This is a genomic window from Mucilaginibacter aureus, assembly GCF_053514885.1.
This window is the reverse complement of the sequence record NZ_CP170601.1, coordinates 949,804-967,156: the sequence shown is the minus strand read 5'-3', so window position 1 is coordinate 967,156 and position 17,353 is coordinate 949,804. Positions and strand designations below refer to the sequence as shown.

Annotated in this window: 13 protein-coding genes; all 13 read left to right on the top strand. The window is 44.9% G+C overall.

The window, feature by feature from the left end; genetic code table 11:
* Positions 1 to 8 precede the first annotated feature (8 nt).
* The 13 genes from ACFGVR_RS04100 to ACFGVR_RS04040 all read left to right on the top strand — a co-directional run bounded on the left by ACFGVR_RS04100 (position 9) and on the right by ACFGVR_RS04040 (position 17,343).
* On the top strand, positions 9 to 1,700 hold the full coding sequence (locus ACFGVR_RS04100; protein WP_448701336.1) for a RagB/SusD family nutrient uptake outer membrane protein: 1,692 nt from the start codon (positions 9 to 11) through the stop codon (positions 1,698 to 1,700).
* 136 nt (positions 1,701 to 1,836) lie between these two features.
* A complete protein-coding gene (locus ACFGVR_RS04095; RefSeq protein WP_448701335.1) occupies positions 1,837 to 3,117 on the top strand; it encodes a PQQ-dependent sugar dehydrogenase in 1,281 nt (426 codons plus the stop codon).
* 71 nt (positions 3,118 to 3,188) lie between these two features.
* Positions 3,189 to 3,629, top strand: a complete 441-nt coding sequence (locus ACFGVR_RS04090) for a c-type cytochrome (RefSeq protein WP_448701333.1) — start codon at positions 3,189 to 3,191, stop codon at positions 3,627 to 3,629.
* A gap of 33 nt (positions 3,630 to 3,662) precedes the next feature.
* Positions 3,663 to 4,883: a glycoside hydrolase family 88/105 protein gene (locus ACFGVR_RS04085; protein ID WP_448701331.1), complete on the top strand. Its 1,221-nt coding sequence runs from the start codon at positions 3,663 to 3,665 to the stop codon at positions 4,881 to 4,883.
* Position 4,884: 1 nt separating this feature from the next.
* Positions 4,885 to 6,492: a glycoside hydrolase family 28 protein gene (locus ACFGVR_RS04080; protein ID WP_448701330.1), complete on the top strand. Its 1,608-nt coding sequence runs from the start codon at positions 4,885 to 4,887 to the stop codon at positions 6,490 to 6,492.
* Entirely contained in the window at positions 6,492 to 8,549 is a 2,058-nt protein-coding gene (locus ACFGVR_RS04075) for a hypothetical protein (RefSeq protein WP_448701328.1), read from the top strand. Before ACFGVR_RS04080 ends, ACFGVR_RS04075 begins: the two co-directional genes overlap by 1 nt.
* Before the next feature lie 11 nt (positions 8,550 to 8,560).
* Positions 8,561 to 10,267 (top strand): glycoside hydrolase family 28 protein, encoded by a 1,707-nt coding sequence (locus ACFGVR_RS04070; protein ID WP_448701327.1) that lies wholly within the window; start codon positions 8,561 to 8,563, stop codon positions 10,265 to 10,267.
* A 274-nt stretch (positions 10,268 to 10,541) separates the two neighbouring features.
* A complete protein-coding gene (locus ACFGVR_RS04065; protein ID WP_448701326.1) occupies positions 10,542 to 11,129 on the top strand; it encodes an RNA polymerase sigma factor in 588 nt (195 codons plus the stop codon).
* 113 nt (positions 11,130 to 11,242) lie between these two features.
* On the top strand, positions 11,243 to 11,773 hold the full coding sequence (locus tag ACFGVR_RS04060) for a hypothetical protein (protein WP_448701325.1): 531 nt from the start codon (positions 11,243 to 11,245) through the stop codon (positions 11,771 to 11,773).
* A gap of 24 nt (positions 11,774 to 11,797) precedes the next feature.
* Entirely contained in the window at positions 11,798 to 12,142 is a 345-nt protein-coding gene (locus ACFGVR_RS04055; RefSeq protein ID WP_448701323.1) for a DUF5655 domain-containing protein, read from the top strand.
* 4 nt (positions 12,143 to 12,146) lie between these two features.
* The gene (locus ACFGVR_RS04050) at positions 12,147 to 12,443 is read left to right on the top strand and encodes a hypothetical protein (protein ID WP_448701321.1); all 297 of its coding nucleotides are present in this window, start codon (positions 12,147 to 12,149) and stop codon (positions 12,441 to 12,443) included.
* Between the two features lie 229 nt (positions 12,444 to 12,672).
* Positions 12,673 to 13,728: a FecR family protein gene (locus ACFGVR_RS04045; RefSeq protein WP_448701319.1), complete on the top strand. Its 1,056-nt coding sequence runs from the start codon at positions 12,673 to 12,675 to the stop codon at positions 13,726 to 13,728.
* Between the two features lie 171 nt (positions 13,729 to 13,899).
* The gene (locus ACFGVR_RS04040) at positions 13,900 to 17,343 is read left to right on the top strand and encodes a SusC/RagA family TonB-linked outer membrane protein (protein WP_448701317.1); all 3,444 of its coding nucleotides are present in this window, start codon (positions 13,900 to 13,902) and stop codon (positions 17,341 to 17,343) included.
* The last annotated feature ends 10 nt before the right edge of the window (positions 17,344 to 17,353 follow it).

Below are 17,353 nucleotides of genomic sequence, written 5' to 3'. Positions count from 1 at the left end.
AGGATATTATGAAAAGGACATATATATACTTATTAGCCTGTTTGTTTATTGGATTAATAAACTCGGCTTGTAATAAAAAACTGGAAGAGGTGCCGGTATCAAATCTTACGCCCGATTTTTTTAATACGCCGCAAGGTTTTCAGGCTGGTTTGGATGCTGCTTATGCGGGATTCAGAACCATTTACGGGCCCGATACCTATTTTGAAATGACTGTTGGCGGAACTGATGAATTTCAGGCCGGAGTTGATGGTACTGCCGCGCTGGTAAGATACAGCAGCGGGTTCAATACATCGGATGGTACGGTTGCCGGTATCTGGAAAAACTGCTACACCTATATCAACACCTGTAACGGGCTTGTTGACAACGCAGCCAATCTTAGCGCGATCGATGCAGGAACCAAGGCTGAAATGGTAGCTGAAGCTAAGTTTTTGCGCGCCAATTATTATTTTATACTGGTGCAAAACTGGGGCGATGTAACATTGAATACTCACTTTCAAAGCGCACCCACTTTATCGGCTACACGCGATAAAATGGCCGATGTGTACACATTTATTATCCAGGATCTGAATGATGCGATAGCAGCATTGCCGGCCAGTCCGCAGCTTAATGGTACTTTACCAGGCAAGGCTACAAAAATTGCGGCTATGCATGTTTTGGCCAAAGTGTATTTAACAAGAGGGTATACCGTAGCCAAGCATTCGGACGATTTTGCCAATGCTGCAGCAACAGCTACCAGTATCATCAACACAGTTGCGCCTGCGGGTGGTGTTAAGCTTTTAACCGATTTTGGTAAAGTATGGTTACAGGGTAATGAAACCAATACAGAAGTATTGTGGACCGTTCAGCATACCTCAAGTTTGGCATACAATGGCTCGCCTACGCAAAATAACAGCAGTCCTGATAATTCGTATGTGCACTTTTTTGTTTCGCGATATGAGCTGCAACCCGGTATGCAGCGCGATATAGTGGATGGCAGGCCTTATGCCCGTGTAATGCCTACCCGATGGCTTACCGATACCGCTTTTAAAGATAAAACCAACGATACCCGTTACTTTAAAAGTTTTCAATCGGCATGGATAGCCAACAACGCAGCAACCATACCCAAAGATGCCAGCAATAAGCCAAAATACACAGTTGGCGATACTGCGATATGGATGCCCGGAATAGAGCTTACAGCAACACAAATAGCTAAATATCGGTATCAGGTTTTGCCGCCGAGCAAGTATGTCAATACGCTGTATCCAACCATGACCAAGTATTATGATGATAAACGCACCGACCAGAATGCGCCATCCATCAGGCCGATCATTATTTATCGCCTTGCCGAAACCTATTTAATTGCTGCAGAGGCCTTATTTATGGATAACAGGCCCGGCGAAGCATTGCCGTACATCAATGCCATCCGCGAAAGGGCAGCTTATCCTACAGGTAACGTAGCAGCTATGGATGCCAAGCTGTCTGACCTGTCGCTTGATTTTATTTTGGATGAGCGCTCGCGGGAGCTATGTGGTGAGCTATCGCGCTGGCAGGATCTGGTGCGTACGGGTACGCTTTTAACCAGGGTTAAATTGCATAATGCCGATGCCAGGGCTAATATTAAACCATTTGATGTTTTACGGCCAATACCGCAAGTACAGATAGATGGTACAATTAGTGGCCCGGTGTATGATAACAGCCGGAATTTTCCGGGATGGAATTAAGGAGATTTTAAGACCCTCCACGCCCGACAGGTTACGGGTAAAAAGCAGTGTTAAGACCCCGGCTGGTTACCGGGGCTGCTGCTTAAAATATTTTTAGATCAATCAACATAAAAATAAAACCAAACCAAATTAAACAATGAAAAAAACAATGCTGAAATACCTGCTTCCGGCAGTTGTAGTAGCTACGAGTATTACCCTTTACAGTTTAAAACCAGATACCGGATTAGTTGCCGATACTGATAATGCCGGCTTAACCTTACCCGCCGGATTTGGCGCGCTCCGGGTTGCCGAAGTTGGCGCAAAGGCCAGGCACTTAGCCGTAACTGCCCAGGGTGATATTTATGTTAAACTGGCAAAGCCGAAAGAAGGCAAAGGTATTTTAGTTTTACACGAAGGCAGTAACGGCAAAGCCGAGATCACGAATGGCTTTGGCAATTACGGGGGTACCGGTATGTATATTAAAGGCGGTTATATGTACGCTTCATCAAATACCGAAATATTCAGGTATAAACTCGATGATCAAAATAAAATAATTGATACAGAGCATCCCGAAAGGATAATTTACGGACTAAAAGCCGGCCGGCAGCACGAAACCAAATCGCTGGTGCTAGATAATGATGGCAATATTTATGTGAATATCGGTTCGCCGCTGAGCGCTTGCCAGGTGCAGGATCGTGGTTTTCATTCGCCGGGCATCCCGGGTTGCCCGCTGCTGGACTCGGCCGGAGGTATATGGCAGTTTAAGGCTGATAAGCTGAACCAAACTTATAAAGACGGTGTAAGATATGCCACAGGCTTGCGCAATATAGTTGGGCTGGACTGGAACCAGCAGGATAACCAGCTTTTTGTGATGCAGCATGGCCGTGATAACCTGAACAGCTCATGGCCCGAATTGTATGATACCAAAATGTCGGCCGAATTGCCTGCTGAATGTATGTATGCTTTGAAGAAAGGTGATGACGCCGGTTTTCCGTTTATGTATTATGATGAGATCCAGCATAAAAAAATTATAGCACCCGAGTATGGCGGCGATGGCAAAAAAGAAGCTGATGCCAAATATTTGGAACCGGCAATGGCCTACCCGGGGCACATGGCACCTAACGGATTGTTGTTTTATACCGGCAAAATGTTCCCTGCAAAATACCGTAATGGTGCTTTTATAGCCTTCCACGGCTCGTGGAACCGTGCACCCGAACCGCAGAAAGGGTATTGCGTGGTTTTCCAGCCGTTTAAAAATGGCAAGCCTGCAGGCGATTGGGAAGTGTTTGCCGATAACTTTTCAGGATCGCCGCAAAAAACAGCGATAGGTAGGGCAGATCACCGGCCGTGCGGATTAGCGCAAGGTGCCGATGGCTCGCTTTATGTAACTGATGATAGTAAAGGAACGATCTACCGGATAATTTACACACAAAAATAACTTAACGCGATAGGGGTTAACCGCCATTTAACACACTACACATTTGTAACCAACACACCCTTTAATAATTTATGAAGCAACCTTTAGTTATTGCTACCTGTTTTTTGTTAGCCTTTACTTTTAAGTTATCAGCTCAAAATAAACCAGTTAAATCAAAACCTGCTGCCGGGTTATCCGCATCTATCAGCGCCGGTAAAATTGTATATACGCAACATTGTTTAAGCTGCCACATGGTTGATGGCGGCGGCGTACCGAATATGAACCCGCCTTTAATTAAAACCAGTTATGTTTTAGGCGATAAAGCACGGGTGATCAAGGTGGTGCTAAATGGATTTGCCCAAAATGTAGATATCGATGGCGAGTCGTACTCGAATAATATGCCGCCACAAAACTTTTTAAAAGACCAGGAAATTGCCGATGTATTAACCTACGTGCGCAACAGTTTTGGCAACAAGGCGACAGCTGTTAAGGTAGCCGAAGTAAAAACAGCAAGAGCTGTAAAAAAGAAATAACCAAATTAAAACCAACTCATGAAACTCCCGAAAATGAAATCTTTTTTCTTTGCAGCGCTTGTCTGCTATTCAACCATAAGTTTTGGCCAGGCATCAAAAACCGAGGAACTGGTGCGCCGTGTAGCCGATAATGTGATTAAAAATACCAGCTTTAAATTTGTTAATGCCAAAACCGGCGAAAAGTATGATTCGACCAAAGGGCTTGCCGTTTCGGCTGATGTGAAGGCCGAAAGCACTTACAATAAATGGATGTACGTTAACGGTGTTTTAACTATCGGTATGGTACAGGCCACCGAAGTGTTAAACGATAAAAAGTACGCCGATTACTCCAAACATAACTTTGAGTTTATTTTTGACAACATCAAATATTTTGAAGAGCTGCATAAAGCCAAAACGCCCAAAATTGAGTACGGGCCTTTCTTCAGTATGGGCAACCTGGATGCCTGTGGCTCGATGGCGGCAGGTTTATGCGATGTGGATGCTTTGTCACACCGCACAGATTACCGTGCTTATCTGGACAGGGCGGCCGATTATATTTCACACAAGCAATTGCGTTTTCCGGATGGTACCTTATCGCGCCCGCAACCAAGATATATGACCCTTTGGGCCGATGACCTGTTTATGAGTGTTCCGTTTTTGGCGCGTATGGGTAAACTAACCGGCGATACCAAATATTTTGATGACGCGATAAAACAAGTAGAAAACTTTAATAAATATCTGTACGACCCGATGACAGGTTTATACTTTCATAATTTTTATAGTGATGTGGAAATGAACGGCGTTGGGCATTGGGGTCGTGCCAATGGCTGGCTGGCAGTTGCACAATGCCAGTTGCTGAACAATCTTCCTGCTAATCACCCGAAAAGGGCAGAGCTGATCAAACTTTTGCTGCGCCAGATAATTGGTTACGCGCGTTACCAGGATCAGAGCGGTTTGTGGCACCAGTTGCTGGATAAACCGGATTCGTACCAGGAAACATCGGTAACGGCAATGTTTACTTATGCGGTTGCACATGCAGTTAACGAAGGGTGGATCAATGAAAATTACCTGTCGATAGCCAAAGAAGGCTGGAGAGGTTTAACTACCAAAGTTACCGAGGACGGCCAACTGCAGGATGTGTGTATAGGTACCAATATGAACGCAGACCTCAAGTTTTATTACACGCGCCCAACGGCCCTGAATGATACCCATGGTTTAGGTGCGTTTTTATTGGCCGGAACCGAAATGATCAAAGCTGAAAAAAAGGCCAAATAAGATGAACACACTTTTAAATCGCCATTTGAAATACTATAGCATTTGCCTTTTAGGGTTATTATTTACCATAAATGGTTTTGCTGCAGATGTTGATATTACCCAATACGGTGCGGTTGGTGATGGCACGACCCTGAATACCATCGCGATACAAAAGGCGGTGGATGAGTGCAGCAAAAAGGGTGGTGGTAAAGTGATCTTCCCCGAAGGGAGGTTTTTATCGGGCACTATAGCCCTGAAAAATAATGTAACCCTGCAGCTGCAAAAAGGTGCCGTTTTGTTAGGCAGTACCGATGTTAACGATTACCAAAACCCCGACCCGTTTACCGAAGGATTGGGTGTTGATGTGGGCTGGGCGCTGCTTGCGGCTGTAGATGCAAAAAACGTGGGCATTGAAGGCGAAGGGATGATTGATGGACAAGGCGCACAACTCAAAGCAAAACAGATACTAACCGACGATCGCCCGGAAGGGAAACGGTGGGGCCGGAGGCCGTTCCTGTTGCAAATAGTACGGTGCGATGGCGTGAATATCAAAGGCGTAACGCTGCATTACTCGGCGGCATGGACATCGCACTATTTTCAGTGCAGGCACCTGGATATTGAGAACGTAAAGATTTTGAGTGTGGGCGTAGCCCATAACGATGGTATAGATATAGACGGTTGCCAGGATGTGACGATCAAAAACTGTGATGTAGAAAGCGGCGATGACGCACTTTGCTTTAAAACCACATCGAGCAAAATGCCTTGCAGCAATATTGTGGCAAGCGGTTTACGATTGAAGAGTAACCAGGGCGCTATCAAGATGGGAACAGAATCGATGGCGGCGTTTGAGAATATTAAAATATCCAACTGTTATATCTATAACACCACCAACGGCGGCATTAAACTGTTGACTGTTGACGGTGCAAATTTGCGGAATGTAGAAATATCGGACATTACAATGGTGGAGGTTAAAACCCCGATACTGATCCGTCTGGGATCGCGCTTAAGCGTATTCAGAAAAGGGCAGGATACCCAGCAGCAAACCGGGACCTTGGAAAATGTAGTGATCAGGAATGTAAAAGCCAAAGCGGCAGATAACGCGCAGCTGATGCCGCCTTCGGGTATATTGATCACCGGTGTGCCGGGGCATGATATTAAAGACCTGACGCTTGAAAACATCGAGATACAACTGGCTGGCGGCGGTACCGTTGCCAATTCGAGGCAGGTTGTCCCGGAGGCCATTGATAAATACCCCGAAGTAAAAACCTTTGGTCCGCTGGTACCGGCTTACGGCATTTGGGCCAGGCATGTGGATGGCTTAAAGCTCAATAATATTAAATTTTTGTTAGGGAGTAATGATGTTCGCCCGGCATTTATTTGTGAAGACGGAAAACGTGTTGAATTAAATGGCTGGTCAATTCCCGAAACTACGGGTGCGCAAGCGGTGATCAGGCTGGAAAAGGTAAGCGGTACAAAGATCATCAATATGGATGTTAAAGGCTCTGCCGAAAGTTTTGTACGTGTGGAGGCAGATGATAAACCGGTTGTTAATCTTCAGAATAATAAAACTTCCGGCATCAAAATTCAAATAGATTACCAAAAACCTGTAACTGTTGCGGCTGCTAATTAATGATGAGAACGAATAAGATCCTGATGTTTTTTGCCGGGTTGCTCCTGATGCAATTGCCGGTAAATGCGCAAAATATTATACTGCCCAAACAGAACGACCGCTGGGCCATTCAGCCTGATGGCAGCATAACCTGGAACATTAAAGACAGGCTCCCTCATACCGATCATATCGAAATGTCGGGCGAAAAGGTATCGCTGTGGGTGGAGTATGGTGTTGATACAGCGGGCGTGCTCAATATTAACCGCACGGTGGTATTTCCAACTTTTCGTGTGTTGCCCGATAATACCCGCAGCCATATTTCGTACACTTTTCGTGATAACGAGCTGCCCCGGTTTTATATCAATAACCGCTTAATGCGGACGGACCTGGCAAAAAGCGGCCGTTCGGGCGATATGGGCTTTAAAGCACAAAGTATTAATCACAAAGGTATTATGCGCGTATCGGCACAAGCCGGAAATCCTGCGCAGGTGAAAATTGAGCGTAGTTTTTTTCCGTCGGTTGACAAACCCATGGCGATAGAAAAGTTTGAGTTTACCAACATCAGCGATAAGCCGGTAACCATATCAATGGAGTATCTTAAGCGGGAAGTAACTACCGATACCCTGCGCAGTAAAGGCGGCCCGCATACGGTTATCATGCGATCGGTAAATCAGGGCAGACGTGTATTGCAGCCGGGGCAATCGGCAATGTTTGCTGTATGTTACCTCGCTACTGATCATCCGGCGGCGGCCATGGCTATTGATGTTAACGCCGAAGAAAAAGCAAGGGCAAACCGTGTGGCCGAAATTTTAGCACCATTACAACTGAAGACGCCCGACAGCATATTGAATACCGAATTTGCTTTTGCTAAGATACGCGCTACAGAAAGTATCTATAAAACTAAGGGCGGTTATATGCACAGTCCGGGTGGCGTAACTTATTATGCGGCTATCTGGGCGAATGACCAGGCGGAGTATGTGAGCCCGTTTTTTGCCTTTTCGGGCGACAGGGTGGGTAACCTTTCGGCGATGAACTGTTACCGTTTGTTTGCGCGGTATATGAACCCGGACTATAAAGCCCTGCCAAGTTCGATAGTTGCTGAAGGCGATACCGTTTGGAAAGGCGCGGGCGACAGGGGCGACCAGGATATGATCGCCTCGGGAGCATCAAGATATGCGTTAACCTATGGAAATGCCGATTCGGCAAAAGTATTGTGGCCGCTAATTACCTGGTGTTTGGAATACAGTCGCCGCCATATCAACGCCGAGGGTGTTGTGGAATCGAAAAGTGACGAACTGGAGGGCCGTTTCCCCTCGGGTAAGGCTAATTTATCTACCAATTGTTTGTATTACGATGGCTTGATTTCTGCGGCCTTATTGGGTAAGCAACTGCATCAGCCTAAAGAGCAAACAGACGCTTATACAGCACAGGCAGTCCAGTTAAGAGCCGCTATGGAAAAATACTTTGGCGCCAATGTGGAAGGATTTGATACCTACCGGTATTACGAAACCAACGATGTTTTGCGTGCCTGGATTTGCCTGCCATTAACTGTGGGGATCTTTGAGCGGAGTAAAGGCACCATCAACGCTTTGTTTTCGCCAAGGTTGTGGACGGCAGATGGTTTAGCTACACAGGCCGGGAAGGAAACCTTTTGGGACCGTTCGACCTTATACGCTTTACGCGGAGTACTGCAAGCCGGCGAAACCGAAAAGGCCGTGAGCTTTTTACAATATTATTCCCGCCGCAGGTTACTGGGCGAGCACGTGCCTTACCCGGTTGAGGCCTATCCCGAAGGGAACCAAAGGCACCTCTCGGCCGAGAGCGGTTTGTATTGCCGCATTTATATCGAGGGATTGTTTGGTATGCGGCCGACAGGATTTAACAGTTTTAACTGTACCCCAAGACTGCCTAAAGACTGGAACGAAATGAGTTTGAATAATATTCATTCGTTTGGAAAAGTGTTCGACCTGAAAGTGTCGCGCCAGGGAAAAGACAAACTAATGATCGCCGTAACACAAGGCGATAAAAAACGCACTTATGCCGTTGCCGATGGGGCGATGGCGGCTATAAACCTATAACTTACCGAGATATGCGCAATACTGATAGTAACCACCCAAAAAACGAACTTTCGCGCCGCCAATGGATAGGCAGGGTTTCTGTTCCTGCTGTGGCAGCTACGATGGGGTTTAATCTGTTTGGCAATACTGCCGGTGCGGCACCGGCACATCAAACCGCCAAAGGTGATAACCTGGGCGGAGCCCGTGTTTACAACATCCGCGATTATGGTGCAAAGGGTGATGGCAAAACATTGGATACCAAAGCCATACAGGCAGCGGTTGATGCCTGCACAGCCGATCAGGGTGGTACGGTACTGGTACCTGCCGGTGTATTTGTTACCGGCACGGTTGAGCTGAAAAGTAATGTAACGCTACATGTGGCTGCGCAAGGCAAATTACTGGGTACCGATGACGGTAAGCAATATTACGCGGCACAGGCCATACCGCTTGATATTGGCTGGACGATGAACGACGGCAACGTAGGTTTGTTTTTTGCGGCTAATGCCGATAATATCACCATTGAGGGTAATGGTACCATTGATGGACAAGGCTCAAGATTTCGCAGCCCGGTAAAGGGGGCGCCATCGCCGGCGGGTATTACGGGTAACCACCGCCCTTACCATTTGCTGTTTTATAAATGCAAGAACCTTACCGTGCGCGATTTGACCTTATGGAACAGCGCTTACCATTCGGTAAGGGTGTGTTTGTGCAGTTATGTGAAGATGGAGGGTTTGCATATCCATGGTAAGGTGATTAACAATAACGATGGCTTCCATTTTATTGGCAGCGAATATGTGCATGTGAGCAATTGCGATGTGGAGAGCCAGGATGATGCCTGCGCCATGTTTGGTAGCTGTAAATTTATTACCATAACCAATTGTTCTTTCAGTACACGCTGGTCGGTATTTCGTTTTGGCGGTGGTGTGGCCGAAAACATTACCATTTCGAATTGCTTGTTATACGAAGTTTATGGCTGCCCGATAAAAATGCGTTGTTCGCCCGGTTCAAGGTTCGAGAATATTTCGTTTTCAAACCTGGTGATGAAAGACGTAACCGGGCCGATCTCCATTGGTAATGGCGAGCGCGATTCGGCTAACGTAGGTGCGCCAAAAGCTCCGGGCATTATCAAAAATATTTCGTTCAATAACATCCATGCAACGGTAGTAAAACCTGTGCCTTTGCGCGATTCGGAGCATCCAAGCAATTATAACCCGGGCGAGGTATTCTCGTGCCTGGTATTGAATGGCATGAACCAGAGCTATTTGGATAATATCTCGTTTAACGATGTGCATATTATCTATCCGGGAGGTGGAACCGCTGAACAAGGTGCGGTTAGGGATGTGCCAAAGGTAGCGGGCGAATATTACCAGATAGGCGTGCCACCGGCTTATGGTCTGTACGTACGTAATGTACGCGGCTTAACCATGCATAACATGCGCTTTGAAATGGCCAGCCCGGATATGCGCCCGGCGCTGATATTTGATACCGTGCAGGATGCGGCGGTGAACGGGCTGAGTGCACAAGGGCAAAGGGGTGCAGAATCGTTGATCCGGTTTATTAAAAGCCAGGATGTATTGGTGAGCGCTTTGCGCGTGTTGACGCCGGTGACTAACCTGTTGCAGGTTGAGGGTGCCGAAAGCAGTAATATCAAAATTGATGGCGGCGATCTGGCCAAAGCTGAAAAGCATTTGGTATTAAGCAGCGGGGCCGATACAAAGGCTGTAAAGTTGCGTGACTAAGCCGCTGTAGGTTTAGCCTGATCAGCACAGCAATAGCCTGATCAAGGTTTGGCAGCAAAGGTGCCTTGTGCAATAATATAATTATATCGACGCCAATAAAACATAATAAAAAGCCAAACAAGTATAGCCTTGTGGAGGCGACTAAATCTATTTTAGTATACCAATTGTAAATGATGTGATCCATTGTTAAACCGGGATCATGACTTATTAATAACCAACGTATTAGTCTTTAAAAGTACAGACAGTTGTGCACCTGATAAAGGTTGATAATTAAATGAACATACCCGAACAATTATCTGATGAAGCCCTTTTTAAATTGTTGAAAAACAATGATATCAAAGCTTTTGATGAACTGTATTCGCGTTATTGGTCAACCTTATTTTCGGCAGCATACAGGCGGGTAAAATCGAGGGAGATAGCTGAAGAGATCGTTCAGGAATACTTTGTGAGTTTGTGGAAAAACCGTGATAAAACGGTGATCAATACCTGTGTTGCAGCTTATTTTAAATCATCCATCAGGTACATCGTGATTGCTTATTACCAAAAAGAATGCCTGTATAAAAACTATACCGAATCGGTAATGGCAGTATCGACAGGTTACGACAACAGTACCACGCAGGAAGTTGAACTGCGCGACCTGGTATTGAATTTAGAGGAAGGCATCAGCCTGCTACCCGATAAATGCCGCTCTGTATTTGAACTGAGCCGCAAGCAATTTAAATCAAACAAGCAAATTGCATTATCGTTGGGGATATCTGAAAAGACTGTCGAAAATCATTTGACAAAAGCCCTGAAGATATTGAAAGTCCATCTTAAGGAGTTTATTACCATCCTGTTTATTTGTATTTCGGCCGGCAAATAGCCAGTCCGTGCTGCACGATCATCTCAAGCCACTTGTCAATAATATCTTATGACGTCTCACATTTACATCATTGAACGTTACACATAAGAAGTTTGATTTTGTATCTTTAATCTATGGCAACGGACAACAATATTGATATAATACTGAACGACAAAACCATCAAGGCTAAAGGAAAAGTTGCGGCGATCAGTCAATTGCTCATGGATGGCGGCGTTGCCATTCAGCAGTTAATAGCGCAGGCACAAAACGCGAATGATATAAATAAAGCTACCCTTATGGAATCAATGGAATATGTTTCAAGGCTGCAAGCCGATATCATTGATGCGCAGGGATTTGAATTTGCTGTAGAAAGCCTCAGATCCACTGCACCCAGGCTGAAGTGGGAATCGGCCAAGGTAATTGCCAATACCGCCCAACTATTTCCGGGGCTGCTCAAAGGGGCCACCGTAAACCTGCTGGACAACACTGAGCATTCGGGTACGATAGTCCGGTGGAGTGCGGCAGGTGCATTGAGTAAGATCATGCTATGCAAGACCGACCTAAACCAGGAGCTGATCTCAGCTATAAAAGCTATTGAGAAAAGAGAGGAAGACAATGCCATCAAAAAAATATACCAACATGCCTTAAAAAAGGTGTCCGAATAATTATAATTATATTGCATTGACTATATGGAATATACCGAATTAAATCACCTGGAAGATAAAGAGCCGGTCGTTACCGCGATCTATGAACGGCTGATCGGCGAACTGCAAAAGTTCGGGCCGATTAAAATTGAACCAAAGAAAACAAGTATCCATTTGGGTAACCGTTTTGGTTTTGCAGGCGTTTACACCAGGAAGGATTATATCAACGTAGAGGTACATCTGAACCACAAACTGACCAGTAAGCGGGTAAGCAAGGTGGAACAAGCCTCCGCAAACCGCTTTCATCATACTATTAAATTAACAAGCCCGGATGAAATTGACGGCGAACTGTTGGACTGGCTTAAAGACGCGTATGACCTAAAAAAATAACGATATGACAAACCCAACAAAAGGCGTGATCGCCGGCCTGATCTTCGGGGTCGTTTCAATTATCCCGATGTTCTTTATTAAGTTTGAGAACAAAACCAACGCAATAACCGCTTCCTTTATCAGCAGGTTCGCTATTGGGTTTATTATCTTTAATATCGAGCTGCCAATACCGGGCTGGGCAAAAGGCGCTTTGGTAGGCGTGGTTTTAAGCTTGCCCGACGCGCTGGTGACCAAACAATATGCACCAATACTCGGGCTCGGTTTGATCGGTGGTTTGATTTGCGGATTTTTCGCTATATAACGCCTGTCAGCATTCTTTCCCTTCGTGTGTCAAAAATCTTACGGCACGCCTCATATTCATAACTTATAGTGTGACATCAAAAGATGTAAAAATGAGACACTATAAGATGTAAATGACACCACTTCCTTTTTTTAATTTTTTTCTAAATCAAGTAGGGGATAACCCTTTCCCGGCACACTATACTTTTATAAACCAATAGACAGCCTTTTTATTCTTATTGCCCATACTCATGAAAAAAGAGATCGCGCCCGAATTGCTTGAAAAATATCTGCGTGGAGAATGTACAGACGAAGAGTTGTTGCAGGTTTATGACTGGTACGATGCGTTTGACGACGACGATGACCTGCTGAGCCATTTGCCTGTTAACGAAAAGGAGCAATTGAAAAAGGTACTGCACAAACGTATAAGAGCGGATATAGATACGGACGCAGCAGAAAATGGTAACGGGAAAGTAGGGTATATCAGGTTTCCTAAAAGCAATATTTTTTACCTGGTATCGGTAATTGCTGCCATATTTATTATTGCATTTGGCGCATTGATCTATATCCAAAATAAGTCGTTTACAAACCAAGGTCCTCAATGGGCCAACAGGGTAACGTTGCGCAATACCAGCCAGTCGTACATTAAACAAACCCTTCCGGATGGCAGTACGGTATGGCTAAGCCCGCGATCGGTTATGGAATACCCTAAAAAGTTTGACCAGGATAAAAGGGACGTATCCATGATAGGCGAGGCGTTTTTTGAAGTAACTAAAAATCCGGCAAGGCCATTTACCATTTATAGCGGATCGGTGGTAACCCGCGTTTGGGGTACCAGCTTTAAAGTAAACGCATCCGCAAAAAGTTCGTTTAGCGAGGTTGCGGTGTTAACGGGTAAAGTTTCGGTAACTATACCGCCAACGTACACCCAATCGGTCAAAAACCTTTTTGGGGTACATGATAACACAAACCAGGTAATGCTTTTGCCATATCAGCAAGCCACTTATTTAAAAACGGCAAAAACCCTTCAAAAGGCTGAGATCACAGACAGATCGATCATTTTATGCTGGAAACGCACGGACGTTTCATTTAATAATGAACCTGTAAAAAAAGTGATCGAAGTGCTGAACAGTAAGTTTGACGTACATATTACAGCCGCCGATGCGGGCATTGAGAAGTACCACATTAAAGCAGATTTTAACAATCAAAACCTTGCTGATATCCTGGAGGTGATGCACCTATCGATGAATGTGGCCTATATCATTAACAATAACCAAATAGAATTGAAAAGGATACAACCAAATTAAACCAACTTAAATGATGTGCATATGAAGAAATAAAAACCTAACCATTGTTTTCATGAGTTAAACCAGGAGTGTCGTTACCACCCCTGGTTTATCAACCCAGTACAACCTGCTTTTACAAGCGGGGTACGGGTCATTTTGTCTCAATTTTTCACTAAAGAAACTATTAAAAGTATGAAAAAAATTATACCATATCCAATAGATATCTATAAAATAATGAAAATAACACTTAGCCAGATAGTCCTGTTACTCACCATAACAGGTATCACATTTGCAAAAGAATCGAAGGCGCAGGCCGCCCTCGATAAGGTTATTAGCATCTCCGTAAAAGACGTGAGCCTCCAGGACGCCTTATCAATGCTCGAGCAAAAAGCGGGTACCAAATTTGTGTATAGTGAGGATTTTATCACAACACAAGCGCCTGTAACACTTACCGTAAAAGAGAAGAAGCTCAATTTGATTTTAAATGATCTGTTTAAAAACAAAGCGATCGGGTATCAGCTTGTTAACGATCTGATAGTTTTAAAGAAGGCGGCGCAAAAGCAAGCCGCAGTATCCAACAAAACTGCTCCGGCTATTGCCCCGCCTATAGTTATAACAGGTGTGGTTACCGATGCTAAAGGTGAAACGCTGATAGGCGTAAGCGTACGGGTTAAAGGAAGCAACCAGGGAACAGTTACCGATGTGAATGGAAAATATTCCATTTCGGTGCCTAATGACCAGGCTGTTTTGGTGTTTAGCTATATCGGTTATGTAGCGTATGAGCAAGCTGTAGGCAACAATAAAAGTCTGAATGTTAAGCTGAGCGAAAGTTCGAACAACCTGAACGAAGTTGTGGTAACCGGGTATGGCGAAACTGTTAAAAAGAGCGACATTACCGGTGCGGTATCCACCATCAGCGCCAAGCAGATAGAAGAGCGCCACCCTATAAACCTGATCGATGCATTGCAGTCGCAGGCGTCGGGTGTGCTGGTAGTTAACGATTCGGGCGAACCGGGAGCAACCGGTTCTGTCCAGATCCGCGGCGGCTCAACATTTTCGAGCGCAGGTAACTCACCGTTATATGTAATTGACGGTATTTTAAGCCAATCGGGCGATAATGTTAATCCTAACGATATCCAATCGATAGAAGTGATGAAAGATGCTGCATCGGCGGCAATTTACGGTTCACAGGCGGCGAATGGTGTAATATTGATCACCACTAAACGCGGTATTGCAGGTAAGCCGCTTATCGCGACACAATACTCACACATATTTGGTGTGATGGCCCACAAGCTTGAACAGCCAAACTCGAAAGATCTGCGCATCGAACGTACGTTATACAATGGTAAAGGAGCAAGCACAGCAGCAACCACCAACGACTCGTTAAACGTTGTTTTTAATTCGGATAATGACAACCAGGATGTGATCACGCAAACCGCCAACCGTGACATTATGGACTTTAGTGTAAGCGGCGGCGAAAAAAACCTGACTTACTACTCGAGCTTAAGGTATATTAACGACCAGGGTTTGATAGTGAATAGTTACTCGAAAACATTACAGGCCCGTTTTAACCTGGATTACCAGGTAGCACCTAAATTTAAATATACCAACAGGCTTAACTTTGGTTATAACACCAATAACAACATCAACGAAGGTAATACGATAAACCAGGCCTTTCAGCGACCGTCGAACCTTGCTTTGTATTACCCCGATGGTAGTTTGACCGGTTATATCAGCGGGCGGCGAAATCCGTTAACAGTAGCCTTGCTTGAGGTTAACGTAACCCACACCTATAATGGTGATATATTTAACCAGATAGAATATACTATTGCTAAAAACCTGCGTTTTACCAATAACTTCGATTTTGGGTTAAGTGTACCACATAATACATTTTTCGACCCTAAATTATTAAGCAGTGCCACTCCAACGGTTAACGGAGGTAAAGAAAGCTTTGCCATAAATACCAACTGGGCGTACCAGGGCTTTGTAAACTTAACCCAAAAAGTAGGGCAATTTGGCAATCTGACCTTTGTGGTAGGTGTGAGTGCCGAAAAAACACATAACAACAGTTTTAAAATAGCAGGGTCTAACTACGCAAACGAATCTATTTACACTTCGAATGTTGATGGAACCATTGACCTGACCAACACCGGGACCGATGCCGGGGCAACCAGTCGCGAATCGTTTTACACCCGTGCGGGATATAGCTACAAAAACAAGTATTTATTTAGCGGTGTTTATCGTAAAGACGGTTCTTCAAGGTTTGGATCGTCAAACCAGTTTGGTGATTTTTACGGAGGCTCGGCAGCATGGCGTTTCTCGCAGGAAAGTTTTATGAACTGGTCCAAAAGCTTTTTAGCTGATGCCAAACTAAGGTTAAGTTACGGCCAGGTTGGTAATGACCGTGTTACCCCTAACGGAAGTTTATTACTCTATACCTTTGGCTCGTCATTTTATAATGCGATCAATGGTGTGGTGCTGAGTAACCAGTTTGGTAACTCGCAATTACAGTGGGAAACCAATATTCAGAAAAACATAGGCCTGGATCTGCAGTTTTTTAACGGCCGTTTAAACTTCACTACCGATTATTATCAAAAAACAACAAAAAACCTGCTTTACCAACGCAATATGCCTGTTGAGACCGGGTTTACCGGCGAGTATGTTAACGTTGGCGACCTGAGCAATAACGGTATCGAGTTTTCGGTAAATGCAACACCTGTTGCTACCTCAAAGTTAACATGGAATGTAAATGCTACGTTATCTGTTGAGCGCAATACGGTTAAAAGTCTTTACAATCATCAACCGTTCCTGGCAACATCGGGCGGTGCTACTTACCTTGTACAGGAGGGTGGCCGTATAGGTGATTTTTACGGGTATAAAGGGTTGGGCGTTTACCAATATGATGCATCAAATGCTTATGATGGCGATTGGAACAGGCTAACACCGGTTAATGTTTCGGCCGATGGAAAAACTGCCGGAAGCTATACTTTAAACGGACAGGTTTATACCGGTACGGTTCATCATATGTATGCGGGCGGTGCTTTATTGCTTGGCGGCGATATGATATTTGATAATGCCAAAAGAGACAGCGTGATCGATGCCAATGATCGCCAGTATCTGGGTAATGCACAACCGTCATTCTACGGCGCTATCATCAACACCGTTACTTACAAACAATTTACGCTATCGTTTACCTTTAATACCGTTTGGGGCGGCAGCGCTTATGACAGTCCGCGACAGACCTTAGATAACCTGGCCACATCAGGTATAGTAGCCGACAATTACACTACTTATCACGCCTGGCAACACCAGGGAGACATTACCGATGTGCCTTACATGGGGCGCAAAAATTCAACGGCCAACTTCCCGGGTACGCAAACGCGGTTTTTAGAAAACACATCATTTATCAGGCTAAGTTATGCTAAGCTGACCTATAACCTGCCTACCAAGATAGCCACACGCATTAAAATGAAGAATGTAGGCGCTTATGTGTATGGCGCTAATTTAATGACCTGGACAAACTACACCTGGTACGACCCAGAGTTTTCTTCGAACTCGCCGTTAACACCGGGTAATGATAACGGACGTTATCCGCGCAGGCGCGAAGTAGGTTTAGGTATAAATGTTAATTTTTAAGAAGTACTGT